Annotated in this window: 24 protein-coding genes; 17 read left to right on the top strand and 7 right to left on the bottom strand. The window is 42.4% G+C overall.

Features of this window, described 5'->3' with window-relative positions:
* Positions 1-75: 75 nt before the first annotated feature.
* Positions 76-813: a 1-acylglycerol-3-phosphate O-acyltransferase gene (locus ACHSBP_RS01825; protein ID WP_395388024.1), complete on the top strand. Its 738-nt coding sequence runs from the start codon at positions 76-78 to the stop codon at positions 811-813.
* A complete protein-coding gene (rraB, locus tag ACHSBP_RS01820; protein ID WP_010561698.1) occupies positions 788-1,123 on the top strand; it encodes a ribonuclease E inhibitor RraB in 336 nt (111 codons plus the stop codon). The genes ACHSBP_RS01825 and rraB overlap by 26 nt, the downstream gene beginning before the upstream one ends.
* 59 nt (positions 1,124-1,182) lie before the next feature.
* Here rraB and ACHSBP_RS01815 read toward each other — a convergent pair whose 3' ends face one another.
* The gene (locus tag ACHSBP_RS01815) at positions 1,183-1,467 is read right to left on the bottom strand and encodes a hypothetical protein (protein ID WP_010561697.1); all 285 of its coding nucleotides are present in this window, start codon (positions 1,465-1,467) and stop codon (positions 1,183-1,185) included.
* A 527-nt stretch (positions 1,468-1,994) separates the two neighbouring features.
* Positions 1,995-2,366 (bottom strand): PilZ domain-containing protein, encoded by a 372-nt coding sequence (locus ACHSBP_RS01810; RefSeq protein ID WP_010561696.1) that lies wholly within the window; start codon positions 2,364-2,366, stop codon positions 1,995-1,997.
* A 124-nt stretch (positions 2,367-2,490) separates the two neighbouring features.
* Here ACHSBP_RS01810 and ACHSBP_RS01805 point away from each other — a divergent pair, with 124 nt between their 5' ends.
* Together ACHSBP_RS01805 and ACHSBP_RS01800 are read left to right on the top strand one after the other, a co-directional pair.
* Positions 2,491-3,066: a hypothetical protein gene (locus ACHSBP_RS01805; protein ID WP_010561695.1), complete on the top strand. Its 576-nt coding sequence runs from the start codon at positions 2,491-2,493 to the stop codon at positions 3,064-3,066.
* Between the two features lie 6 nt (positions 3,067-3,072).
* A complete protein-coding gene (locus tag ACHSBP_RS01800; RefSeq protein WP_395388010.1) occupies positions 3,073-4,155 on the top strand; it encodes a rhomboid family intramembrane serine protease in 1,083 nt (360 codons plus the stop codon).
* 62 nt (positions 4,156-4,217) lie between these two features.
* On the opposite strand, the gene ettA is transcribed toward ACHSBP_RS01800, so the two are convergent.
* Positions 4,218-5,891, bottom strand: coding sequence for an energy-dependent translational throttle protein EttA (ettA, locus tag ACHSBP_RS01795; RefSeq protein ID WP_040641993.1), 1,674 nt, complete (start codon positions 5,889-5,891; stop codon positions 4,218-4,220).
* 195 nt (positions 5,892-6,086) lie between these two features.
* Here ettA and ACHSBP_RS01790 point away from each other — a divergent pair, with 195 nt between their 5' ends.
* From ACHSBP_RS01790 to ACHSBP_RS01740, 11 genes are all read left to right on the top strand, one after another.
* On the top strand, positions 6,087-8,264 hold the full coding sequence (locus tag ACHSBP_RS01790; RefSeq protein ID WP_395388009.1) for a patatin-like phospholipase family protein: 2,178 nt from the start codon (positions 6,087-6,089) through the stop codon (positions 8,262-8,264).
* Positions 8,265-8,463: 199 nt separating this feature from the next.
* On the top strand, positions 8,464-9,720 hold the full coding sequence (glyA, locus tag ACHSBP_RS01785; protein ID WP_010561692.1) for a serine hydroxymethyltransferase: 1,257 nt from the start codon (positions 8,464-8,466) through the stop codon (positions 9,718-9,720).
* 70 nt (positions 9,721-9,790) lie between these two features.
* Positions 9,791-10,240 (top strand): transcriptional regulator NrdR, encoded by a 450-nt coding sequence (gene nrdR / locus ACHSBP_RS01780; protein ID WP_010561691.1) that lies wholly within the window; start codon positions 9,791-9,793, stop codon positions 10,238-10,240.
* A gap of 4 nt (positions 10,241-10,244) precedes the next feature.
* On the top strand, positions 10,245-11,366 hold the full coding sequence (gene ribD, locus ACHSBP_RS01775; RefSeq protein ID WP_010561690.1) for a bifunctional diaminohydroxyphosphoribosylaminopyrimidine deaminase/5-amino-6-(5-phosphoribosylamino)uracil reductase RibD: 1,122 nt from the start codon (positions 10,245-10,247) through the stop codon (positions 11,364-11,366).
* A 1-nt stretch (position 11,367) separates the two neighbouring features.
* The gene (locus tag ACHSBP_RS01770) at positions 11,368-12,027 is read left to right on the top strand and encodes a riboflavin synthase (RefSeq protein WP_010561689.1); all 660 of its coding nucleotides are present in this window, start codon (positions 11,368-11,370) and stop codon (positions 12,025-12,027) included.
* Positions 12,028-12,051: 24 nt separating this feature from the next.
* A complete protein-coding gene (ribBA, locus tag ACHSBP_RS01765; RefSeq protein WP_010561688.1) occupies positions 12,052-13,164 on the top strand; it encodes a bifunctional 3,4-dihydroxy-2-butanone-4-phosphate synthase/GTP cyclohydrolase II in 1,113 nt (370 codons plus the stop codon).
* Between the two features lie 109 nt (positions 13,165-13,273).
* The gene (ribE, locus tag ACHSBP_RS01760) at positions 13,274-13,738 is read left to right on the top strand and encodes a 6,7-dimethyl-8-ribityllumazine synthase (protein WP_010561687.1); all 465 of its coding nucleotides are present in this window, start codon (positions 13,274-13,276) and stop codon (positions 13,736-13,738) included.
* Between the two features lie 9 nt (positions 13,739-13,747).
* Positions 13,748-14,161 carry a transcription antitermination factor NusB gene (gene nusB / locus ACHSBP_RS01755; RefSeq protein ID WP_010561686.1) on the top strand — a complete coding sequence of 138 codons (414 nt, stop codon included), beginning with the start codon at positions 13,748-13,750 and terminating at the stop codon, positions 14,159-14,161.
* A 34-nt stretch (positions 14,162-14,195) separates the two neighbouring features.
* The gene (gene thiL / locus ACHSBP_RS01750) at positions 14,196-15,164 is read left to right on the top strand and encodes a thiamine-phosphate kinase (protein ID WP_010561685.1); all 969 of its coding nucleotides are present in this window, start codon (positions 14,196-14,198) and stop codon (positions 15,162-15,164) included.
* 11 nt (positions 15,165-15,175) lie between these two features.
* Complete coding sequence (locus ACHSBP_RS01745; protein WP_010561684.1) at positions 15,176-15,646, top strand: phosphatidylglycerophosphatase A; 471 nt, start codon at positions 15,176-15,178, stop codon at positions 15,644-15,646.
* A gap of 14 nt (positions 15,647-15,660) precedes the next feature.
* Positions 15,661-18,780, top strand: a complete 3,120-nt coding sequence (locus ACHSBP_RS01740; protein WP_395388008.1) for a diguanylate cyclase domain-containing protein — start codon at positions 15,661-15,663, stop codon at positions 18,778-18,780.
* Between the two features lie 71 nt (positions 18,781-18,851).
* On the opposite strand, the gene dxs is transcribed toward ACHSBP_RS01740, so the two are convergent.
* The 3 genes from dxs to xseB all read right to left on the bottom strand — a co-directional run bounded on the left by dxs (position 18,852) and on the right by xseB (position 21,919).
* Entirely contained in the window at positions 18,852-20,717 is a 1,866-nt protein-coding gene (dxs, locus tag ACHSBP_RS01735) for a 1-deoxy-D-xylulose-5-phosphate synthase (RefSeq protein WP_010561682.1), read from the bottom strand.
* A gap of 69 nt (positions 20,718-20,786) precedes the next feature.
* Entirely contained in the window at positions 20,787-21,644 is an 858-nt protein-coding gene (gene ispA, locus ACHSBP_RS01730; RefSeq protein ID WP_395388023.1) for a (2E,6E)-farnesyl diphosphate synthase, read from the bottom strand.
* A 41-nt stretch (positions 21,645-21,685) separates the two neighbouring features.
* Positions 21,686-21,919, bottom strand: a complete 234-nt coding sequence (xseB, locus tag ACHSBP_RS01725; RefSeq protein ID WP_010561680.1) for an exodeoxyribonuclease VII small subunit — start codon at positions 21,917-21,919, stop codon at positions 21,686-21,688.
* A 419-nt stretch (positions 21,920-22,338) separates the two neighbouring features.
* Here xseB and pomA point away from each other — a divergent pair, with 419 nt between their 5' ends.
* The gene (gene pomA, locus ACHSBP_RS01720; protein WP_010561679.1) at positions 22,339-23,100 is read left to right on the top strand and encodes a flagellar motor protein PomA; all 762 of its coding nucleotides are present in this window, start codon (positions 22,339-22,341) and stop codon (positions 23,098-23,100) included.
* Between the two features lie 3 nt (positions 23,101-23,103).
* Complete coding sequence (locus ACHSBP_RS01715; RefSeq protein WP_010561678.1) at positions 23,104-24,021, top strand: flagellar motor protein MotB; 918 nt, start codon at positions 23,104-23,106, stop codon at positions 24,019-24,021.
* Positions 24,022-24,087: 66 nt separating this feature from the next.
* Here the strand turns inward: ACHSBP_RS01715 and ACHSBP_RS01710 are convergent, their stop codons facing one another.
* Positions 24,088-26,148 carry a TonB-dependent receptor gene (locus ACHSBP_RS01710; RefSeq protein WP_395388007.1) on the bottom strand — a complete coding sequence of 687 codons (2,061 nt, stop codon included), beginning with the start codon at positions 26,146-26,148 and terminating at the stop codon, positions 24,088-24,090.
* Positions 26,149-26,173: the final 25 nt, after the last annotated feature.

The raw sequence follows: 26,173 nt of genomic DNA, 5'->3' as shown, positions 1-26,173 counted from the left end.
TAAACCGTGTATTTTAGCTTACACATGTTAGCTAAAATTCGTATAATGGCGCGCTTAGTTATTGGAGACGTTATTTTGATATTTGCTGTTCGCTTAGTACTACTTGCGATTTTTATCTTTTTTAGTGCGATCTTTGGCTTGCTATTGTGTTTAGTGATGCCGTTTAACCGCAACCATGTTCATCGTTTTGCTTCTTGGTATGGCAGCATGCAGGTGTTATTGGGCGCAAAAGTTGAAGTGAAGGGATTAGACAAACTGGATAAAAATAAATCCTACGTCTATGTATCTAACCATCAAAATAACTATGATTTGTTTACGGTTACAAATGCAGTACCAGAAAATACCGTAAGTATTGGTAAAAAAAGCATTCGCTTTATTCCATTTTTTGGCCAGCTGTATTGGTTGTCAGGCAATATTTTAATTGACCGCAATAATAAATCGAAAGCAAAAGGCACAATTGATAAGGCCGCATCAAAAATTAAAAACGATAAGATTTCTGTGTGGTTATTCCCTGAAGGTACGCGCAGTTATGGCCGTGGTTTATTACCATTTAAAACAGGCGCGTTTCACACCGCTATGCAAGCCGGTGTGGAGGTTGTGCCTGTTTGTATGAGTACAACAACAGGGCGTATTAACTTAAATCGTTGGGCTAATCCAACCATTTACGTTGAATTACTTGATCCGATTTCGTTGGAAAAGGATGTATCGGCAAGAGAGCACGCAAAGCGAATTCATGCTATGATGCAGAGTAAAATTGAACAGCTAGATGCTAAAGTAGAGAGCGATTGTGGAAAACTGGCGCGAAATAAGTGAAGACATTGTTGAGTCGTTATTAGAAGACGGTTCAAACCCAGACAAACTGTACGAAGTAGAGCACCACTTTGTATGTGAAGATTTTGATAAGTTAGAAGAAGCGGCACTTGCTGCATTCAAACTTGGTTTTGACGTGGAAGACCCAGCTGAACTTGAATTAGAAGATGGCAGCAAAATTTGGGGCTTTGACGTTGTAGTTGAATGTGAACTTGACGCAGAACTTATTCTTGAAGATGTAGATAAACTTATCGATCTTGCTGCAAAAGCTGGTGTGGAATACGATGGCTGGGGCACTTACTTTCAAGAGTAAGCTTCTGTGTTGTATTGACAAATCGAGTACCAAAAAATAGCGCCAAATGGCGCTATTTTTTATTGCGGCTTATCTTGTGAGAGTTTGAACGGGGAGAACAATAAGACAGGCACTAAAATCAATGTGTGAATTGATAACCAAGCAAGGGTTCCTTCATATACGCCTAACGCTGTAACTGCTGTAAATAGGGCTAGTGCAGACGATACGACCGCCAGCAACCAATAAAGACCAATCGGGCTATTGCTATCAAAGCGAATACTTTCAGCGCATTGGTTACTTTTGAAATAGCACGACATTGCAATAATTACCGTAATAAATGAAAAAGCAATCAAAATAACTTCCATGGTTTTTCCCTGCTAGGTTTACATGTTGGTAAGATTATACTGCGCAGAATTGCAAGTCAATAAAAATGATAATGATTATCAATTAATTCAATCGTAAATGTATAAGCGTCAATAATCATAAAGTCTTTCGTCTTTTAAGGCGTACCGCTTAATGAGTGTAATTGCAACGCTGTCAAACTCTCAACACTCCACGTTTTTAATGAAAATAATGATTCAATATTTGCAGGATTAAAGAGTGTATAAGGGTGCGCTTTTTAATAGGTAATAATGGCGGTAGGGGTTGTACTGGCTGTGAAAGGTGTTAAACCTATACAGTCGCAATAAATATAAAAATTGTTTTGGCTATATTTGATGACAAAAAGGTTAACAAAGGAGGAAGTGGCAATGCTAAAAATGACTTGCGCGAATAAGCTTCAAGCTCACAATAAATAGAAAACGCGCTTTAGCGCGTGTTAGTGATCTCAAAACGAGGCTGCGATTTTAAACACATTACATGCAGCTAACTTTTGCTGCGATATTGAGACCGTCTAATCGTTTAACACCGATAAATGCTCAAGCTCACGATAAAGCTCTTCTTCATCTCCCATATTGAGTTCGATAAGACGTTTTAAATGCGTCACACTGTCAATTTCAATTTGCTCACAGCGTAGCCCCAATTGGTCACTTTCAACATGTGCCAGCGACACCAGCATCTCAATCGCAATATCACTGTTAGAAAGTTGAAACACTAACTTGGCGTGATGCGAAAGATCGCACGCAGTAGGCCAGTTATCAGGCTTATTTAAAAGTGCACCTTTAAGCGATAAATCAAGGATTTCAGCGTTATACTCTACGCCCATAAAAGTTAATTTTGCAGGCGTGCGGTAAATAATTCGAGTGAAATGTCGTCGTTCTTGCATTAGGAGCGCTCCTTATCGTCATCTTTAAAGCATAGCCGATTAACAAAAAATATTAAATATTTTCATGCTGATATGTTTAAATAGCGGGCGCCACTTATGGAATTTATTTTTAAAGGGAAAAACAATGCCAGAACACGCTGAAAAACAAAAGATTGATCACGGTGAATTGAAAAAAACCGGATTTTGGTTAAATCAGGCGTTTATGATTGTATCGACAATTGTTGGTGTATATTTAGCTGCGCAAAGCGGTCTTGAACAAGCGCTAAAATTCGATACGTTAAGCAAAATGGAAGATAACTATTATCTGCGCATGTCGTTATACGATGAATTAGATGACGCGGTTAAAGAAATTGAAACGTACGCAAAAGTCCTCGCCAAAAGCCCGCCAAAAGTAGTGATTACAGAGCAGCGCCCAATGCTCGACAAATACGTTTGGCAAACCATGAAGTACAATCCCACTACTTTGGAAACGCCGAGTGAAATTCTTTCTGAAGTGCGCCGCTTTTATGGTAAAGCCGACCGCACCATCGATCAGGTAGGTCGCTGGGCCATTGGTTCACGCCATGCATCAAAATTATTGTTAGAACAAACGGAATATTTCAAAAATGGCCCGCTGTTAAAACTTAAAGACAGTGCTGATGAGCTAAAACGCTTGTTAGCGAAAGAAGATATTCAAATTGGCGTATTAAAAGGAGAGTAATGAGCCATGACCAAACGTTGTCCAAAGTGCGTTAATGTAGCACTAGAAGTTACCCATTATTGCGGTGAAGAAATTGATGTTTGCCGTCAGTGCGGCGGTTTGTGGTTTGAGAAAAACCAAGTTAATCGCATGATTGAAGAGATTAATGACGGCCCGATTGGCGAATGTTATAGCCATCACTTTGGTGAGCCTCAAGGTAGCACAGAATTAAACTGCCCTGATTGCGGCAGCCATTTGGAAGCGGTGCACTTATTAAAAGATTATCAAACTGAACTGGATATTTGTCGTAAGTGTGATGGTAGCTGGATTGATAAAGACGAACTTACGTCAGTGGAGAACAGTCCTGAGTTACGCGGTGCACTTGATGAACTAAATAAAAAAGTATCTTGGAAAACCTACTTATTCCAATTTTTAACGCAAATGCCAGTGGAATATAACTTAAAAACCAAGTCAAAACCTTGGGTAAACTGGTCTTTAATTGCGATTAATATTCTGATTTTCTGTGCGTATTTCTTTAACATCGAAAGCTTTGAATTTGTCTTAGAAAACTTTGCACTGAGACCTGCAGATGTTAACAACGGCCAAGAGATTTGGACTCTATTAACGTGCGTCTTTTTACATGGCTCTGTGATGCATTTAGTCGGAAATATGTATTTCTTATACATTATTGGCGATAACTTAGAAGATGCGCTCGGCCATAAAAAATACCTTATGTATTATTTAATATGTGGCATAGGTGCATCGCTGTTTAGCTTAGTTATGTCGCAAGATCCGAATATTCCATCAGTTGGTGCCAGTGGTGCAATCGCAGGATTATTTGGCATGTACTTAATGTGGTTTAGACACGCTAGCTTAACCTTTATGTTTGTTATCTATCAAAAGAAACTGAGCGCGGTGTGGTTCTTTGCAATTTGGATAGCAATTAATATTTTCGGTTTAATTGTATTACAAGATGGCGTTGATTATGGTGCGCACATCGGTGGTTTTGTTGTTGGTTTAGTGATTGGTTACTTCTTAAAAGAGAAAGTGCTTGATGAAAACCCACTAATAAAATTGCTTAATCAGCCAGAAGCTGTGCTAAAACGTTAATAACGTTTATGCATTAAAAAGCCCGCAATGTGCGGGCTTTTTTTGTATTGTGTGAAAACCAATTAACCGATTTTCTTGTACTTAATACGCTTAGGTTGCGCCGCTTCTGCACCAAGCGTTTTCTTAAGCCATGCTTCGTATTCGGTGTAGTTACCTTCGAAGAAGTTAACTTGACCTTCATCACGGTAATCAAGAATATGCGTAGCAATACGGTCAAGGAACCAACGGTCGTGCGAGATACACATTACACAACCTGGGAATTCTAAAATGGCATTCTCAAGTGCACGTAGTGTTTCAACGTCGAGGTCATTGGTAGGCTCATCGAGTAAGATCATGTTACCGCCAGCTTTTAATAGCTTGGCTAAGTGAAGACGATTACGCTCACCACCTGATAAGTCTTTCACGTATTTCTGCTGGTCGTTACCTTTGAAGTTAAAGCGCGATACATAAGCACGGCTAGCAATTTCAAAGTTACCAATTTTCAATACGTCTTGGCCTTCAGATAATTCTTGGAATACGGTGTTTGAACCATCTAAATCGTCACGGAACTGGTCAACTGTTGCAAGTTCAACGGTTTCACCAAGTTCAAATGAGCCTGCATCTGGTGTTTCTTGACCACCTAGCATACGGAATAAGGTTGATTTACCAGCACCGTTAGCACCGATAATACCGACGATTGCACCTTTTGGTACTGAGAAGCTTAAATCATCAATTAGTACACGGTCGCCGTAGCCTTTTTTGATGTTATTTACTTCTAGTACTTTATCACCTAGGCGAGGACCTGGTGGAATAAATAGCTCGTTAGTTTCGTTACGCTTTTGATAATCAGAATGTTGTAGTTCTGAGAATTGCGCCATACGTGCTTTCGATTTAGCCTGACGGCCTTTCGGGTTTGAACGCACCCACTCAAGTTCTTGCGCAATTGATTTCTGACGTGCTTTTTCCGCTTTTTCTTCTTGCTTCAAACGTGCATCTTTTTGCTCAAGCCATGATGAGTAGTTACCTTCCCACGGAATACCTTCACCACGGTCTAGCTCTAAAATCCAACCTGCCACGTTATCTAGGAAATAACGGTCGTGGGTAATCGCCACAACGGTGCCTTCGTAATCGTGTAAGAAACGCTCTAACCAAGCTACTGACTCAGCATCTAAATGGTTAGTTGGTTCGTCGAGTAATAGCATGTCTGGCTTTTCAAGTAATAAGCGACAAATCGCTACACGACGACGCTCACCACCTGAAAGTACTTTAATTGGCGTGTCCCACTCTGGTAAACGAAGTGCATCGGCAGCACGCTCTAGTGCATTATCTAGGTTGTGACCATCGTGCGCCTGAATAATTGCTTCAAGTTCACCTTGCTCTTTTGCCAATGCGTCAAAGTCCGCGCCGTCCATTGCGTATTCAGCGTAAACTTCATCTAAACGTGCAAGGGCATTCGTCACTTCAGAAAGCGCTTCTTCAACTGTTTCACGTACTGTTTTGTTTTCGTCTAGTACAGGTTCCTGTGGTAGGTAACCAATTTTTGTATCAGGGAACGCGCGCGCTTCACCTTCAAACTCGGTATCAACACCCGCCATAATACGAAGCAAGGTAGATTTACCTGCACCGTTTAAACCAAGCACACCAATTTTTGCGCCAGGGAAAAATGAAAGCGAGATATCTTTTAAAATAGTACGCTTTGGCGGCACTACTTTACTTACACGATGCATCGTGTAGATAAACTTATCCGGTAAAGGCATGAATAATCCTATAGTGATTTTAATAATGTAATTGCTGCATATTGTAGTGTGATAAATGGGGGCATTCAATGTCGTAGTAGATTTAAAATGTCATTCTGTTAAGTTAAGGTAAAGTCACATAAAAATAATAGTAATTGCTTACCTATGCCTGCGCTTAATAAAACCTCTCTTTACCTTTTATTTTGTTCAATATTGATGAGTTTTGAACTGAGTGCATCGAATCAGCCAAAAATAGGTTTAGTGCTCGGTGGTGGCGGCGCCAAAGGCGGCGCGCACATTGGCGTGTTAAAGGTACTTGAAGCCAATAATGTAAAAATCGATTATATCGCAGGTACCAGCATTGGCGCTTATGTTGCGGGCATGTATGCCTTGGGATATTCAGCAAGTGAAATTGAAAAATTTATGCTTAATGAAGATTGGAACCAAGGCTATTCAGATGATATCCCAAGAGAAGTATTACGCTATCGGGATAAAGAGTTACGCGATAAATATAATCTACAGCTGAATTTTGGTATTCGTGACGGTGCATTGCGCTCATCTAAAGGTTTGCTTGTCGGGCAAAGTATGAGTCGTTTATTGCGAAACTCCACCCGTTCAGTGCATTTGTTCGATGATTTTGACCAGCTGGCAATCCCATATCGCGCAATTGCGACCGATTTATCGACCAGTGAAGCCGTGGTAATTTCATCTGGTAGTATTGCTGAAGCAATGCAAGCTTCGGCTTCGGTACCCGGGGCTGTGCAGCCGACCGAAATTGATGGTCGCTTGCTGGTTGATGGTGGTATCGCCAATAATTTGCCGGTTGACGTAGTAAAAGAGATGGGCGCAGATGTCATTATAGCCGTAGATATAGGTGCATCACTTGCTCAGTCGAATGAGTTCACATCAACCATGGAAGTACTTGGCCAGCTTTCTACCATTTTGACCAATGCCTCAACACAATGGCAAAAACGTTTGCTAAGTGAAAAGGACATTTATATTCGCCCTGACATTGATGACTTAAGCACCACTGACTGGGCTGATTTAGAAGAGTCATTAGTGCGCGGCCTTGCCGCTGCAAAAATCGCAGAACCAAAACTGCAATCCTTAGCTATTTCACCGAGTGCATTTGAGGCGTATCAAGTCGCTAAGCGCGAGCGCAGCCAAGTGTGGTTTCAGCCAATTTATAACCCAGTACTTGCGATTTCGTTGGATAATTTGTCAGATGTAAATAATAAATTGATACTCAAACACTTTTCGATTAACCTAGGAGACACTCCGTCAGAGCATGATGTGCAGCAGGCGGTAAATCGCGTTTATGCGCTCAATGAATTTGAGCGTGTTGAAACCGAGTTTAAAGATACCGAGCAAGGGCGAGTGTTGGTATTAAAAACAATTGGTAAATCGTGGGGGCCAAACTATTTAGATTTTGGCGCTAATTATCAAAGTGACGTGACAGTAAACTCGGTGCTCTCAATTGATATGGCGTTTACGCGCGGCAATATTAATCGCTATGGAGGGCTTTGGCGCAATGAGATCTCGCTTGGTTTTGAAGAGTATATCGCGACCGAATTTTATCAACCACTAAACGCAGAAGATGACTATTATGCGAGTGCTCGCCTCGCGTTTATCAAAGACAGATACAAGCTACAAACGGTAACGCAAGCGTACTTTGATTTAGAAAAGAATCACCTACGTGGTAATTTGGCGCTCGGTTACAACATTAACAATTTTTGGCGATTTGAGTTTGGCACAATACGTGATGTAGGCGAACTTGAACAAAAATCATTGATAAATGATAAATTCCCCTTTGATCAAACGGGGTTTTACAGCAGTTTGATGTATGACACCTTAGATAGCATTAGTTTTCCAACCCAAGGTAATCGACTACGTGTTTATTATGGGCGTTTTAAAGAAGCGTACGATGATCGCCTGGACCCAATCGACAGTCGCTATGCCAGTAAATACAAAATTGATTGGCGCGGCGCTTTTTCTATTCGCCACCACGGCTTAGTTGGCACAGCATCGTATACCAGTTATGAATCAGACGGTACATTTACCGTTAATACTGAGCGCTTGGGTGGTTTTTTAAACTTATCAGGTTATGGCAAAAACGTGTTAAACGGTCCTAAAAAAACGTTTGGCGCAGTGATTTATCAATACGATTTAGGACGCGATATGCTTAATATGACCAGCATGCCACTTTACCTTGGTGTGAGTGCTGAAGTAGGTAATGTGTGGGATATTCAACAAAGCGTCGATTTATCTGAGCTTATTTTTGCCAGCAGCTTGTTTGTTGGCACCGATACACGCTTTGGCCCAGCTGCATTTGGTTTTGGCGCAACCGACGATGGCGAATCCAGCTTTTTTGTATCATTAGGCAAACACTGGTAGTTGCATAATTAAATTTAATGAATGGTTTGTGTTGTATTTTAAATATTTATATTTCGATTTAAAAATATCATTAAAAATACACTGTGAAAAATTTTCAATCCCTGTTTAAATAACTTCACATATACAAAGTAGGCAAGGGCGCTTTTTAAGCGTACAATACGCCCTTTATCCCACAACCATCTTCTATTTAGGAGTAACCATGTTAGAACGTAGCATGAATATCTCGGATTTTGATCCAGAACTATTTGGCGCAATGGAAAAAGAAAAGCAGCGTCAAGAAGAGCACATCGAACTTATCGCGTCTGAAAACTACTGTAGCCCGCGTGTACTTGAAGCACAAGGTTCTCAGTTAACTAACAAATACGCGGAAGGTTACCCTTACAAGCGTTACTACGGTGGTTGTGAGCACGTTGATGTTGTTGAGCAATTAGCAATTGATCGCGCTAACGAATTATTCGGTACAGATTACGCAAACGTGCAACCGCACGCGGGTTCGCAAGCAAACGCGGCAGTATTCCAAGCGTTACTTCAGCCGGGCGACACAGTTTTAGGTATGAGCCTTGCACACGGCGGTCACCTAACTCACGGTTCACACGTAAACTTCTCAGGTAAAACGTACAACGCAGTTCAGTACGGCCTAAACGAAGAAACTGGCGAAATCGACTACGCACAAGTTGAAGCGCTAGCACTAGAGCACAAGCCTAAAATGATTATCGGTGGTTTCTCAGCATACTCAGGTATTGTTGATTGGGCTAAATTCCGTGAAATCGCAGACAAAGTAGGTGCTTACCTTCTAGTTGATATGGCACACGTTGCTGGCCTTGTTGCTGCAGGCGTATACCCAAGCCCAGTGCCATTTGCACACGTGGTTACGACAACAACACACAAAACACTAGCGGGTCCTCGTGGTGGCTTAATCGTGTCTAACTGTGGTGACGAAGAGATTTACAAAAAGTTAAACTCTGCGGTATTCCCAGGTGGTCAAGGTGGTCCTTTATGTCACGTAATCGCTGCTAAAGCGGTTGCATTTAAAGAAGCACTAGAGCCAGAGTTCAAAGCATACCAAACACAAGTTGTTAAGAATGCGCAAGCTATGGTTGAAGTATTTAAAGCACGTGGTTACGACGTTGTTTCTGGTAAAACAGACAACCACCTATTCTTACTTGATTTAATCAACAAAGATATCACAGGTAAAGATGCGGACGCAGCACTTGGTAATGCTTACATTACAGTTAACAAAAACTCAGTACCAAACGACCCACGTTCTCCGTTTGTAACGTCTGGTCTGCGTATCGGTTCTCCTGCAATCACGCGTCGTGGTTTTAAAGAAGCAGAAGCAAAAGAGTTAACTGGCTGGATCTGTGATGTGCTAGACAACATCGAAGATACAAAAGTACAAGATGAAGTACGTGAGAAAGTAAAAGCAATTTGTGCGAAACACCCTGTTTACGCATAATGTTTTCTCATTGTTAACATGATATGATAAGGCCGCTTTTTTGCGGCCTTTTTTCTTTCGAGAGTTGTTTATGCATTGTCCTTTTTGTACAGCCAATGACACCAAAGTTATCGATTCACGCTTAGTAGGTGGTGGTCATCAGGTTCGCCGCCGTCGCGAATGTAATGAATGTCACGAACGTTTTACTACCTTTGAAGGTGCTGAGCTTGTTATGCCACGCGTAATCAAGCAAGACGGCAGCCGAGAACCGTTTAATGAAGATAAACTTCGCAATGGTTTGCATCGTGCGCTAGAAAAACGCCCTGTCAGTACAGAACAAGTAGAAGAAGTAGTACACCAAATTAAATCGCAATTGCGTGCAACAGGTGAGCGCGAAGTTGACAGTAAAACGGTCGGCGAATTTATTATGGAAGCGCTGAAAAAACTCGATAAAGTTGCTTACGTACGTTTTGCATCTGTTTACCGCTCATTTGAAGACATTAAAGAATTTGGCGAAGAAATCGCACGCTTAGGTGAGTAATCTGATGCACAACAATCGCTTTTCTGAATGTGATCACAAATATATGGCGCGCGCTATCGAGCTTGCTAAACGCGGTCGATTTACCACCACGCCTAACCCCAACGTAGGTTGCGTTTTAGTTAAAGATAATCAAATCATCGGTGAAGGCTTTCATATTCAAGCAGGTGGTCCTCATGCCGAAGTGCATGCACTGAAAATGGCAGGTGACAATGCTAAAGGGGCAACCGCGTACGTCACGCTAGAACCGTGTTCGCATTATGGTCGCACGCCGCCATGTGCTGAAGGCCTAATTAAAGCAGGCGTTAGCCGAGTTGTCGCTGCTATGGTGGATCCAAACCCAGAAGTCGCAGGTCGCGGTTTAAAAATGCTCGAAGATGCCGGAATCGAAACCGATTTTGGCTTATTAAACGATGAAGCCGAAGCACTCAATTTGGGCTTTTTAAAACGCATGCGCACCAACTTGCCTTTTGTACGCTGTAAATTAGCGGCAAGCCTTGATGGCAAAACGGCACTTGAAAATGGTGAAAGTAAATGGATTACCAGTAGTGAATCGCGCCGCGCAGTGCAAGATTTACGGGCAGAAAGTTGTGCGGTACTGTCAGGGGCAGATACCGTTATTGTCGATAATGCGAAATTAAATGTCCGCCCTGATGAATTGACAGATACTGATGCAAAACACAGTACTCGCCAGCCAATCCGCGTGATTATTGATTCGCAAAATCGACTAACGCCGGATCTCGCGTTATTTCAGCAACCATCTAAAATAATTATTGCACGTACAACACTTGATAAATCGCACACTTGGCCGCATTTTGTTGAACAAGTAGTGGTTGAGCAAAACAATAGCAAAGTAGATTTACGCGCTTTATTGTTATTATTAGCCGAGCGCGGCGTTAACTTAGTACTGTTAGAAGCGGGCGCAACCTTGGCAGGTAAAATGTTTGAACAGCAGCTGGTCGATGAACTTGTTCTGTTTATGGCGCCTAAATTGATGGGGCACAGTAGTAAGAGCTTGATTAACTTGCCAACATTTACAACCATGTCTCAAGTCCCTGAACTTGAAATAAACACACTCAAGCAAGTTGGACAGGATATCTGTCTACATGCATTAGTAAAAAGAAATTAATATGTTTACAGGCATTATAGAAGCAACCGGAAACGTTGCGGCAATTGAAATGATTGCTGGCGACATGCGCGTTACCATTAACTCAGGCAAACTTGATTTGGCTGATGTTAAATTAGGTGACAGCATTGCAACCAATGGCGTATGTCTAACGGTTATTGCTTTAACAGGCCACGGCTATGTAGCCGATGTATCAAAAGAAACCCTATCGTTAACCAACTTTGAAAGCTACCAAGTTGGGCAAACCGTTAACCTTGAAAAAGCGTTAATGCCACAATCGCGTTTAGGCGGTCATTTAGTTTCTGGGCATATAGACGGCATTGCAACCGTAACCCGTATTGAAGCCAATGCCCGTGCAACCGATTATTGGCTTTGTGCACCAGCGCAATTACTCAAGTATATCCCGTATAAAGGCTCGGTTTGCATTGATGGCATTAGCCTTACGGTAAACGAAATAAACGACAACGAATTTAAGCTAACCATTGTGCCGCACACAGCAGGCGAAACCACGATTAGTGGCTTTAAAGTAGGTAGCAAAGTGAATTTAGAAGTGGATCAGCTCGCACGTTATTTGGAGCGTTTAATGATGCCACAGCAAGATGCAAAACCAACCAGTTCTCTCACTCATGAGCTTCTAGCGCAAGCTGGCTTTATGAATCGATAACCAGTCGCAAGCAAAGGTAACAAAATGGGCTTACACACTGCAGCAGAAATTATTGAAGATATCCGTCTAGGCAAAATGGTCATTCTGATGGATGACGAAGACCGTGAAAATGAAGGCGACTTAATTATGGCATCTGAGCACATCAGTGCCGATGCAATTAACTTTATGGCGACACATGGCCGTGGTTTGATTTGTTTAACGCTAACACAAGAGCGTTGCCAACAACTTAACTTACCACTAATGGTAAGCAATAACGGCGCACAGTTTTCTACCAATTTTACCATGTCGATTGAAGCGGCAAAGGGTGTAACAACGGGTATTTCAGCAGCAGACCGTGCACGCACAGTACAAGCTGCAGTGGCAAAGGGTGCGGTACCTGAAGATATCGTACAGCCAGGTCACATTTTTCCAATTATGGCGCAACCGGGTGGTGTATTGACTCGTGCAGGACACACAGAAGCCGGTTGTGATTTAGCGCGCTTAGCAGGCTGCGAGCCATCTTCAGTGATCGTTGAAATACTCAATCCAGATGGCACCATGGCGCGCCGTCCAGACTTAGAAATTTTTGCTAAAGAGCACGGTTTAAAAATGGGTACCATTGCGGATTTAATTGAATACCGCAACTTAAATGAAGCCACTATTGAACGTGTAGCAGAATGTAAATTGCCAACTGAACACGGTGAGTTTGACCTTGTGACCTATAAAGACACAATTGACGGTCAACTTCATTACGCAATGAAAAAAGGTGATGTAAAAGAAGATGACGCAACCTTAGTACGTGTTCACTTACAAAGTACGTTTAACGATATTTTATTGTCAGATCGCGCATCCGATCGCAGCTGGACACTGTCAGGTGCGATGAAGTACATCGCTGAAAATAACGGTGTATTAGTTATTTTAGCGAAACACGAAAACCCAGAAGAACTTGAACACCTGTTTAAAGCGTTTGAAGCACAAGACAAAGGCGAAAGCCCGAGCGTGCGAAAGTTCCAAGGTACATCGCGCACCGTAGGCGTAGGCTCACAAATTTTGGCTGATTTAGGCATTCATAAAATGCGCTTAATGAGCATGCCGAAGAAGTACCATGCGATTTCAGGTTTTGGCTTAGAAGTAGTGGAATACGTTGAGCCGCAATAGGCTCAACCACAAGCCTAAAAATAAGCCTAAAAAAATTTAATTTAGTATGATAAAATCCGCGCCTTTGCGATTGCGCGATAAATGAATTAGCCAAAGAGAAGGGCATAAAATGAAAGTGATTGAAGGTAAATTAAACGCTCAAGGGAAAAAGTTTGCTATCGTTATTTCTCGCTTTAACGATTTCATTGGTAAAAGCTTACTTGATGGTGCAGTTGATACCTTAAAGCGTATTGGTGATGTAAATGACGACGATATTACCGTTGTTTATGTGCCGGGTGCTGTAGAGCTTCCTCTAGCAGCTAAGCGCATCGCAGCAAAGAAAGAATTTGATGCAATCATTTCACTTGGTGTGATTATTCGTGGTGGTACGCCGCACTTTGACTTAGTTGCTAATGAGTCAAATAAAGGCCTAGCAAGTGTATCGCTAGACTACGATATTCCTGTAGCGTTTGGTGTTTTAACAACTGAAAACATCGAGCAAGCAATTGAGCGTGCGGGCACCAAAATGGGCAACAAAGGTGGCGAAGCTGCTTTAGGTGCGCTAGAAATGGTTAACCTGTTAGAACAAATTTAAGGGTACTTAATGAAACCAGCAGCTAGACGTAAAGCTCGTAAACTGGCGTTACAAGCAATTTATTCATGGCAAGTAAGCGGTAATCCGGTTGCAGATATCGAACAACAAATGCTTGTTGAAAACGATGTAAGCAAAATTGATGTGGATTATTTTAAAGACTTAGCACGTGGTGTTGCAGTCAATCATAAGGCACTAGATGAAGCTGTTACGCCGCATTTAGATCGTCCTTTTGAAGAAATCGATTTAATCGAGAAAGCGATTTTGCGTCTGTCTTGTTATGAACTTAAGTTCCGCGAAGACGTACCTTATAAAGTTGCTATCAATGAAGGTATTGAGCTGGCAAAACTATTTGCTGCTGAAGATAGCCATAAGTTTGTGAATGGGGTGCTAGATAAGACCCAGAATCAGCTTAGAAAGAAATAATTGGAGAGCCGGCTTTAGGCCGGCTTTTTTGTGCATGCAAGAATTTGAATTAATCTCTCACTTTTTCAAAGGCCGCGGTGTCGCACGTAAAGATGTCTCATTGAGCATTGGTGATGATGCAGCACTGATAAACGTTCCTGAAAACTGTCAATTAGCCGTGACCACAGACACCCTTGTTGAAGGTGTTCACTTTTTTAAAGATATTGACCCAAAAGCACTCGGTTACAGAGCACTTGCCGTAAACTTAAGTGATTTAGCTGCAATGGGCGCAGAGCCAGCGTGGATTTCTGTGGCGCTTACGCTGCCAAACGCCGAGACAAGATGGCTTGAGCAGTTTACCCAAGGAATGCATGAAATTGCTGAGTACTATAATGTGCAAATTGTCGGTGGTGACACTACACAAGGTCCATTAACCATTAGTATTTGTGCCAAAGGTTTTGTGCCAAATGGCTGTGCGTTAACACGCGGTGGTGCAAAAAATGGTGATTGGGTGTTTGTTACGGGGTCTTTAGGTGATGCAGGGCTCGCAATTGATAGCAAGTATGGCAAAGTATCGCTTACTGAGCAGCAGTTTGCCAATGCCAATAAAGCGTTTGATTACCCCACACCGCAAGTTGCAGCAGGGCAAATGTTACGTGGCAAAGCAACCAGTTGTATTGATATTTCGGATGGCTTAATTGCCGATCTCGGCCATATTTGTCAGATGTCGGGCGTTGGCGCAAAATTGTTTGCTGAAAATATCCCACTGGCGGCAACAATAAAAGACGTATTGCCATTAGAGTCAGCGCTTAATTATGCCTTAACCTATGGTGATGAATATCAGCTGCTATTCACGTTACCGGAAGAACGTCGTACCACAGTTGAAATGACGCTCAAACAGTATGGCGTTGCTTTGTCGTGTATCGGTCAAATCAATAATAATGTTGGTAAGGTTGAATTGACGCTTGAAGGTAAACCGTTAACATTAACGCAATGTGGCTTTGAGCACTTTAATGCAGAATAATCGGAGTGTGCGTGGCACAATTTAACTTAAAAAAATTTACACATTTCTGTGCGCTGGGTTTTGGTTTAGGGCTGGCGCCTAAAGCACCTGGCACCTTTGGTACCTTAGCGGCAATTCCGTTTATTTTCCTTACCATGATGGCGCCGCTGTGGCTACAGTTGGTTGTTGCGATTGCAATTTGCGCTATTGGTATTTGGTTTTGTGACGTTGCAAGCCGCGATGCTGGCGTACATGATCACCCTGCCATTGTTTGGGATGAAGTGGCGGGTTTTTATATCACCATGATTGGCGCAGCGATTTCGTGGCAAACCTTACTGGTTGGCTTTATCTTATTCCGCTTTTTCGATATTGTTAAACCTTGGCCGATCACACTGCTCGATAAACATGTAAAAGGTGGCTTTGGCATTATGGTTGACGATATTCTGGCAGGGATATTTTCACTTATATGTTTACAGCTAGTTGTTTATTACGGGCTAATTTAATAATGAGATAAACCGTGCTGTTTCGCTTAATATTGTTATTTACAGTTGTACTGCTTAGTACACTCAAACCGACATACGCTTCGCTTGATGACTATGTGGTGAAACAGTGGCATATTCAGCACGGGCTTGCATCACAATCACTTAAAAACATTGTACAAGACCGACAAGGTTACTTGTGGATTGGCTCCCAGTTTGGCTTGAGTCGTTTCGACGGTAATCGCTTTACTAATTTTAATGTTAATAACAGTGATTTTTTGCCAAGCAATGCAATTAACAGTTTGCTTATCGATAACGACGGTTTTTTATGGATCGGCACCGATAACGGGCTAGTAAAATTTAGCCCAAGTGAGCTGACATCAGAGCGCTTTAGTTTAAACGGCCCAGTACGTGATATCGCACAAGACAACAACGGCCGTATCTGGATTGCATCGAACAGTCTTTACCTTTACTCCAACCAAAAACTCAATACCATTTCTCAGCTGCTTGGCGTAAGTGACACTAATAATAACTTTAGCAATAAACGAAATGCCTTAGTGAAACTGATTGGTGAAGTGCGCAAAATGGCACTGTCGCCTGACGGTATTTGGTTGATTAACGATCGTTTTTTACTGCATTTACAAAGTTTAGCGAATGAAACTACCGGTAAAATCCGCTTTGAAATTACCGAACGTATTTCATTGCCGCAGCGCTTAGCACAATCGGTATTATACGACTTAGCGTGGCTGGAAGGGGACTTATTTATTGCCTCTGAAGTTGGCGCTTACTTTCTCGATATTGACCAAGAGTTAAGACCTTTTTCATTACCCTATGCCAATAATGCTACAGTATATAAATTTATGTACGATTCGGATGGTTCATTGTGGGTTTCGACTAAAGGGCGATTATTGTATCGCGATAGCAGTGGTATTTGGCAGTGGATTGAGCAATCAGATCTTGAGCAAACGGTTTGGTTTTCAGATATTTTCAGAGGGCAAGACGACATTATTTGGCTTGCAAGTTTAACAGAAGGATTGTGGCAAGCGCGCCCTAGCCAAGTAAAGCGTCATCGCGATAGTAAAGGCTTAAATCAATCGGTTACTACGCTAAAATATGGAGAAGATCAGCGTTTATGGCTAGCCACCAAAAATGGTATTGGTTATTTAGATGAAAGCGGTTTATTTAACGTAGAAATCGCGGCGGCAAAACTCGGTGGTTTGACCGTTCATGATTTACATTTTCAGGGCTCGCGTTTATTTATCGCAACCAACCGTGGGGCCTTTGTTTACGATGGTAAAGAATTACTTAAACTTGATGCCGCAACCTTACGTGCAACAGCCGTGTTTGCTATAGAAAGTGCAGAGCAAGGCGGCGTTTGGTTAGCCACAGATCGTGGTTTATATCGTTTGGCGTTTAACGGTTTACGCTCGTTTGTTTATAACTCGTTTCTTGATAGTAAATACATTACCTTTATCGATGAGCAAAATGGCAAAGGTTACTTAGGCACTTCGCGCGGCGCTTATTTTTTCAGTGAGCGTGGTATCGAGCGTTTAGCCATGGGCAGCGCATTAGCTGAATCAAATATTAGTTTTATTCTTCCCGTTGAAAATAGGCTGTTTGTTGCAACGCAAAATAATGGCTTATTTTATCGCAGTGAAAAAGGCGTTTGGCGTCAGTTAGATGTATCTAATGGCTTGCCTTACGGACCTATTTTAAGTTTGCATTTTGATCAAGTCCTGAATTATTTGTGGGTGAGCACTAGCAAAGGTGTCTATCGCTTGCCGCTTAAACAGTTTGAAGAAGGCATTCAATCGCTTGAAGTTGAACAGGTTATCTCGCCTTACAACAAACAGCTTGATGGCAAAACCAGCCAGTGTTGCTCGGGTAATGCGCTTGGTGCAATTGCCCGTATCGGTTCGAGCTTATGGTATCCAAGTAAATCTGGTTTAGTTGAAATTCCAACCAATATTCGGTTGTTTAGTGAAAGTGATATTCGCCCGATTATTGAAACGGTCACGGCCGATAACGGGGGCGAGAAAAATACCTATTCAGTACCTGAGGTCGATACCCTTACTCTGCAAACAGAGGAGCGAAATTTAACACTGGGTTATACTGCAATTAACTTCCAAACCGCTTCTGAAATTGATTTTCGCTACCGCCTTGTTGGCCTTGATGGGGTATGGCGTGAAGCAAATAATAGCCGTGAAGCAAACTATGCAAACTTACCAGCTGGACAGTTTATTTTTGAACTGCAAGCAAAACGACGCGGACAAGAGTGGAGTAGTGCCGATACGATTTCACAAACCTTGATTATTCCAAAAGCCTTCGATGAAACTGTGGTGTTTCGTTTAATCGTTGTGATGTCGTTTATTCTTGCCCTGTATATTGTGTTTTTGTTCTATCGCAATCAAGAAAGGCGAAAACAAGAAGAGTTAGAACGCTTAGTTGAAACGCGTACTCAAGCGCTTATCTCTGCGAACGAGCAACTTAATAAAGCTAACGACAGGCTCAAACTGGTAAGTCACTCAGATGAGCTTACAGGCCTTCGCAGCCGTCGCTTCTTATTTGATCAACTACCGAAAGACATCGAGCATTTCCAAAGTAACCGCGAAAGCCTTGAAATTCAGGGTAAATGTATGGCACTGCTGATTTTGAACTTAGACAAGTTTAGCCGCGTTAACGATGTGTTTGGTTCGTTTGCTGGCGATAACTGTTTACAGCAAATTGCGTCCTTGCTGACAGAGCAGGTACAAGGTGCCGACTATGTGGTACGTTGGAGTGGCGATGAGTTCTTGATTTTATTAAGGGATATGCAAAAGAGCGCCGTACATCAGTTTGCGCGCAGTATTAGTCATCAGCTTGCTGGGCAAAATTTTGTTATGCCTGATGGCCGTAAAACAAAACTAACAGGCTCGGTTGGTTGGGCATTTTACCCACTACCGTTACTTGGCGGACAAATTATTAGCTGGGAAACATCTATTAAAATTGCTGATATTGCACTGCAAAAAGCAAAGGCGAAAAAACCGGGCAGTGTGGCTTACTTTAGCTTTTCAGATAATATCGATGCGTTTGAATTTGAAGACAGTGAACGTGTTGCTCAGCAGTTAGAATCGTTATTAGATTCTGAGCAAGCTAAACTGCATATTTCCGAGATATAAAAAAGTTAAGTGTAAAGATTTAGAATTCAGATTTCAGTAAGTTGCTGAAACCTGAATTCTTAAGGCATGCGCTATTTGGCTAAGTACGTTTCGATACTCTTTTGAATACCGTCAGCGTCAAGGCCGAGCTCTTGATGGATCTCTTGCTGCGTACCGTGTTTAATAAACACATCAGGTAAGCCTAAGTTAAGTACTGGAATGCTTAACTTTTCTGCCATTACAAATTCGTTCACAGCAGAGCCTGCACCGCCCATAAGCGCGTTATCTTCAAGGGTAACTAAGGTGCTGTGAGAAGCTGCAAGCTGTTTAATTGCCGTTTCGTCAAGTGGCTTAACAAAACGCATATCAAGTAGCGTCGCGTTAAGCGCTGCAGCCACTTGCTTTGCTTCGTCAAGCAAGGTACCAAAGCTTAAAATTGCTGTGTCCTTACCTTCACGAATAACCTTAGCTTTACCAATCTCAAGTGCGCTCATCGCATCATTTGGCATAATTTCGCCTGCGCTGCCACGAGGGTAACGTACCGCGCTTGGTCCTTGATGAAGATGGCCGGTGTAAAGCATTTGACGACATTCGTCTAAATCACTTGGTGCCATGATCACCATATTTGGAATACAGCGCATGTAGCTTAAATCGTATGCACCTTGGTGAGTTTCACCGTCTGCACCCACCACGCCTGCACGGTCAATGGCAAACATTACTGGTAGGTTTTGTAATGCTACATCGTGGATAAGTTGATCGTAACCACGTTGCAAAAAGCTTGAGTAAATCGCCACAACTGGGGTAAGCCCTTCACAGGCTAAGCCTGCACCTAAGGTTACCGCGTGTTGTTCGGCAATTGCCGCATCATAATATTGGCTTGGGAACTCTTTTGAAAAGCGCACCATGCCTGAACCTTCACGCATCGCAGGCGTAATTGCCATAAGTTTCGGGTCTTTTGCGGCCATATCGCATAGCCAATCGCCGAATACTTTTGAGAAAGTAGGTGCGCTCGGTTTTGACTTTGGCAAGCTGGTTTCGCTTGGGTCAAACTTTGGTACGCCGTGGTAGCCAATAGGATCAGCTTCTGCTGGTTTATAACCTTTACCTTTTTGCGTGCGTACGTGAAGTAATTGCGGACCCTTTAAGTTACGCATATTACGTAAGGTGTCGGTTAGCATGCCAACATCATGGCCATCAATTGGCCCAATGTAGTTAAAGCCTAATTCTTCGAAAAACGTACCTGGGATCACCATACCTTTAAGGTGTTCTTCCATACGACTTGCCAGCTCTTTTACCGGTGGCATGCCTGACAGTAGCTTTTTACCGCCTTCACGAATGTTGGTATAAAAGCTACCTGACAGAATACGTGCAAAGTGGTTGTTGAGCGCGCCTACGTTTTCTGAAATCGACATTTCGTTGTCGTTCAGAATAACCAGCATATCGGGATTTAAGTCACCGGCGTGGTTCATTGCCTCAAATGCCATACCCGCAGTAATCGCACCATCACCAATAACGGCAACAACTTTACGGTCTTGGCCTTCTTTTTCAGACGCCAGCGCCATACCAAGTGCCGCAGAAATTGAGGTACTTGAATGACCTACGCTAAAGGTATCGTATTCACTTTCTTCACGGAAAGGGAATGGGTGCAAACCATCTTTTTGGCGAATGGTATGCATTTGCTCACGGCGACCTGTTAAAATTTTATGTGGATATGCCTGATGGCCAACATCCCATATCAAACGGTCAAATGGTGTGTTATATACGTAATGCAACGCCACAGTTAGCTCAACGGTGCCAAGACCTGAGGCGAGGTGCCCACTACTTTGTGATACCGAGTTAAGTAAGTACTCTCTCAGTTCATCGCTTAGCTCAGCCAAGTTTTGCTGCGGTATTTCACGCAGTTGCTCTGGCGTATTCGCTAAGCTTAATAATGGATACTTGCTACTATCAAATGTCATGATGTTTTAAATTCTATCCTAAAAATGAGTCGCCAATTTATTGTTATCGCTTATTTGGCGCACTAGGGATCAGTGATCTCTAGCAATTATATATTCTGCAATCGCTTTGAGTCGACCTGTATCGGCATCTATTTCAGACAAAGCGTCAATTGCTTGGTTCACAAGATTTTGCGCTTTCTCTTTCGCGCCTTCAATGCCTAGTAAAGCAGGGTAGGTTGCTTTGTTGGCTTCGATGTCTGACCCTTGTGGTTTACCTAAGGTGTGCGTATCACCTTCAACATCAAGAATGTCGTCTTGAACTTGGAATGCAAGGCCAATTGCTTCAGCATAGCGTGCTAGTGCCGCAATTTCTAATTCGTTGGCATTACCGGCAAGAGCGCCCATCTTTATTGCCGATTTTAGCAGTGCACCGGTTTTTAATTTATGTACTTGCTCAAGTTGAGTTAGGGTAATTACCGAATCAGTTGCCGCAATATCAAGTGCTTGTCCGCCACACATACCCAATAACCCAGACGCATTGGCGAGGGTGTTCACGATTTTTAGCTGGTTGTTAACAGTAGTGCCATTGAATTGAGATTCAGTAATGGTTTCAAATGCTAAACACTGTAGTGCATCGCCTACTAAAATTGCAGTCGCTTCATCGTAAGCTATGTGACATGTCGGTCTGCCGCGGCGCAGTTCATCATCATCCATCGCCGGCAGGTCATCGTGCACTAACGAATAGCTATGAATACACTCAATTGCACATGCAATTCGGTCTAGATCGGCGTTGTCGGCGTTAAATAATTCACCTGTTAGGTAAACCAAAATCGGTCGTAAACGTTTTCCACCATTTAATAAACTGTAGCGACATGCGGCTACGAGTTTTTCATCCGTGTGATGTGACGCTGGGATCAGCGCACTCAAATTTTCTTCAATGCGCGGCAAATACGCAGAGATTATAGAGTCGACAGAATTCAATTGAACGCCTATTGGTTAAAATCCACAAGTTGGGCATTGTCATTTTGCCCCATCAAGATTTGCACTTTTTGTTGTGCTTGCTCAAGCTTTTGTGATGAAGCCGAGGCGAGGGCAATACCACGCTCAAATTGCTTTAACGCTGTTTCGAGAGGCAAATCACCGTGTTCCATTTCAGTTACAATTGTTGAAAGTTCTGAAATGGCTTCTTCGAAGCTTAAATTTTCAGGCTTTTTGCTCGCCATAAGTTACCTGCCACGCAAAGTAAAAAAGAATTGGCTAATTTTATGGTTATTGCCGCGCTAATTCAATTTAACTTGCTAAATATCCTAACGAATGTGCTTTAACGCTTTGTTTTACTCCTATTTGAGCTAAATTAATTTGTTAAAGGTTGGGTTAGAGCGCATAAATTTGTCATAAATGCAGCTAAACTTTATTGCTAGCAGTATTAAGGTGATTCTGTCTGGGGCTGATATCATGTCACTGTTTTTATTGAAAGCTAAGTTGATGTGTGCAAAATAAATTACTAATACTTTGCTAGCGCTTGCCGATAAATAAAAGTAAATTATTATAATAGTTACGGTATCTTGTCTTCACGCAAGCATATTGAGCCTCAAATTTAAAACCCAAACTTGGTTTATAAGTATTACAACTGGGAGTCAAAGTGGATTTAGCAACGGTTATAGGCATTGTCGGTGCAATCGGTTTCATTGTGATGGCAATGGTCATGGGTGGTGATATTGGCATGTTTGTCGATGTGCCCTCAGTACTCATTGTATTTTGTGGTTCATTATTTGTTGTACTCTCTAACTACACTATGGGGCAATTTTTTGGCATAGGTAAAGTCGCCGGTAAGGCCTTTATGTTTAAAATTGAAGCGCCTGAAGAACTTATTGAAAAATCAGTAGAGCTGGCAGATGCAGCCCGTAAAGGCGGCTTTTTAGCACTAGAAGAAGCTGATATCCCTAACCCTTTTATGCGTAAAGGCATTGATATGCTTGTGGATGGCCATGACGCTGATGTAGTGCGTGCCACATTGCAAAAAGATATAAGTTTAACCACAACACGTCATGAAGCTGGTGCTGGATTATTTAAAGCACTGGGTGATGTTGCGCCTGCGATGGGCATGATTGGTACCTTGATTGGCCTGGTAGCCATGTTATCGAACATGGATGACCCCAAAGCCATCGGTCCTGCGATGGCGGTTGCCTTACTTACAACACTTTATGGTGCATTCCTTGCGAACGTAATTGCCATTCCAATTCAAGCTAAATTAGAAAACCGCAAAGACGAAGAGCAACTCAATCAGCGCTTAATTTTAGACGCTATTTTAGGTATTCAAGATGGCCAAAATCCAAAAGTGATCGAAGGTATTTTGAAAAACTATTTAGCAGAGTCTAAACGCCAAGTGGATACTGAGGGGTAGACGATGTCGGACGAAGCAGAAGAGTGTAAATGCCCGCCTCCCGGATTACCGGCGTGGATGGGCACCTTTGCTGATTTAATGTCGCTATTAATGTGCTTCTTTGTATTGTTATTAGCTTTCTCAGAAATGGATGTACTGAAGTTTAAGCAGATTGCAGGCTCGATGAAGTTTGCATTTGGTGTACAAAATAAGATTGAAGTTAAAGATATTCCAAAAGGTACTAGCGTAATTGCTATGGAGTTTCGTCCAGGTAAGCCCGACCCAACGCCGATAGAAACAATTCAGCAGCAAACTGTCGAGATGACTCAGCAAATGCTTGAATTTCAAGCTGGTGAAGAGGACAGTGCAGGTGGCAGACAAGAGCAACGCGGTAATCGCAGAGGTGGCGAATCGGCAAGTACCTCTAAACAAACCGCCAGCGAAGCGCAGCAAGAAAAAACCAACGAGCTACTTAAAAAAATCGCGCAGCAGCTGGAGCAACAAATTATTGATGGCGCAATTGAATTAGAATCGCTCGGTCAGCAAATTGTGATCCGTATTCGGGAAAATGGCTCGTTTCCATCGGGTAGTGCATTTTTACAACCACAGTTTAAGCCAATTATTCAAGAAATAGCGGCATTACTAAATGATGTGCCCGGCGAAATTACGGTATCGGGTCATACCGATGATTTTCAAGTGAGCAACGAACTTTACACTAATAATTGGGACCTTTCTGCTAAGCGCGCTGTTGCGGTAGCAACGGAAATGCAAAAAGTACCGTCGTTTGACAAAGGTCGCATGGTGGTAATTGGTCGAGCAGATACCAGACCATTAGAGCCGAATGTTGATGAAGAGTCGCGTCGCCGCAACCGTCGGGTTGAAATATCGATTATGCAAGGTAAGGCTAAAGAATCGACACCAATTGATTTGCAGTCCAATTAGACCACAAAGGTCAACGTTTTCAATAAAAAAACCCCGCAACTGCGGGGTTTTTTATGGTTATTTTTATTAGAAGCGATACGTGATTGAGCCACCAAATGTACGCGGGTCAACAACCGCGGCATAACCATCGGGTAAACGGCCACCGGGTTGAACTGGTTGGTAAACCGTAACCGCTTTTTCATCAGTTAAGTTATTGATAAACGCATTGATGATCCAGTTTTCAAGCTCGTAGTTAAGCGAGACACGTGCTACCGTGTAATCGCCTGCGATACGTTCCTCTGTATTTGATGTTTCACCGTAATAATCATCAACAAATGAAATGGATGCTTTGGCAGATAAGGCATCGGTAAACCAGTAACTTGCGCCTAAGTTGGCTGTAATACCGGGTGCTGAACTGAGTTCGTTACCATTAATGCTTTCGTATCCTGGACTATCATCTTTTATTTCTGAGTTCATTAAGCCAAGGCCTGCGTTTAAGCGAAGATCTTGCGTTACCATCGCGCTTATTTCGGTTTCTAAACCGTATGTAACGACCGAGTCGATATTTGAAATACGGCGCTGTAAATTAGTTGCTTGGTAATCTGAATAGTCATTGTAGAAAAGGTTAGCGCTTACGTTAATATTGCCATTATTTAGGCTAGAGCGAATACCTGTTTCAAAGGTATTAACCGATTCAGAATCATAATAATAGTATTCACCCGCAAACCAATCGAGTGCACCGCCCGCTGAGTTATAGCCTTTACGTGCGCTCACTGTTGCTGTTGTCGCATCTGAAATGGCGTATTGCAGTACCAGTTTTGGCAGAGTAATGGTGTTGTCTTGGTCAAGTACCGATAGCTTTTTCCCAAAATAATCGCGATACTGTGATTCTTTTTCCACACGACCGCCTGCAATCAGAGTAAAGTCATCAGCAAAAATATAGCTCACTTCACCATAAATGGCTTTAGAGTCACTTTCATCATGGCCATGATATTCTGACCCGCCAACACTCTCATAATCTTGTTCACGCTCAAAATAGGCTAGTCCAACAAAACCATAAAGCGCATCATTGTTTAACCCAAAGCGCATCTTGCCGTCGATAGTAAGGTTTTGTTCTTCGGTTGTAAGTATTTGACGGTCTTCAACTTTTGAATCATAAGTCTCAAAGCCCCATTGATAATCCATGCCCGCAATTAATAGATCAAATGCAATATTATTTGATGCTTTATAGTCAAACTTAGCGCTTACTGTTGTGCTGTCTGTATCCATATAACGTTGACCTGTAGGAATATAATCCCAAGGATTAGCAGCTTTAAAATATTTACGGCCGGTATCGCCTTTTTCACTGTTATCTGAAATGGTTAACAATGCTGAAAAATCATCTAATGCTGATGGTTCCCACAGTAATTTTGCTTTTAGCCGTGTTGTTTTAAGTTCGTCTAAATCAAATGTTGGATCGTGGTCTTCATAAATTACGCTGTTATCGTACGATTCACCGCTCAGTAACTGGCCTGTAAAACGAAACGCAAGCTGTTCGTCGATTAATGGACCGGAAGCCATAACTGACGTATCAACATATTGATCTTGGTTGCGATAGCCAACCCGTGCTGCACCTTCCCAGTCGTAGCTAGGATCTTTGGTTTTAATGTAAATTAAGCCACCTAAGCTGTTACGGCCATTACTGGTAGACTGCGGACCACGAAATACTTCAATTTGTTCAACGTCCCAAATACCACTATCACCCGTTAAATCAGCCATAAAGGGCTCGGCAACGCCGTCAATTAATGTTGAAACGCGAGCACGAGCCCCGCCAGTTACGCCATTAAAGCCACTTGCTGAGCCGTTACCAGATACACCTCGAATATCAGGCACTGCACCAGTTAATGTAACCACATTTGGAATTTCAGATACCGCCTGACTGACCGTAATGTTTTGTATTGAACGCAGCGTTTCTTCGGTAATAACAGACACACTAGATGCAGTGTCTTTTAAGGTGCGGTCGGCTTTTTCACCAATCACAATGATTTTTTCGATTGATTCTAATTCTTGCTCATCTTCTGCAATGGTGAAGCCGGAATATAAACTTGCTGAAATAACTAACGTAAGGGTACTAAGTTTAAAACTAGCAATTGACTTTGCTGTAGGCATTTGTGGGATTTCCTTTGTAAGATAT

This window comes from Pseudoalteromonas sp. XMcav1-K (assembly GCF_044005875.1).
Taxonomy (GTDB): Bacteria; Pseudomonadota; Gammaproteobacteria; order Enterobacterales; family Alteromonadaceae; genus Pseudoalteromonas; species Pseudoalteromonas spongiae.
Note: the sequence above shows the minus strand (reverse complement) of the source record. Positions and strands in the feature narration are given on the sequence as shown.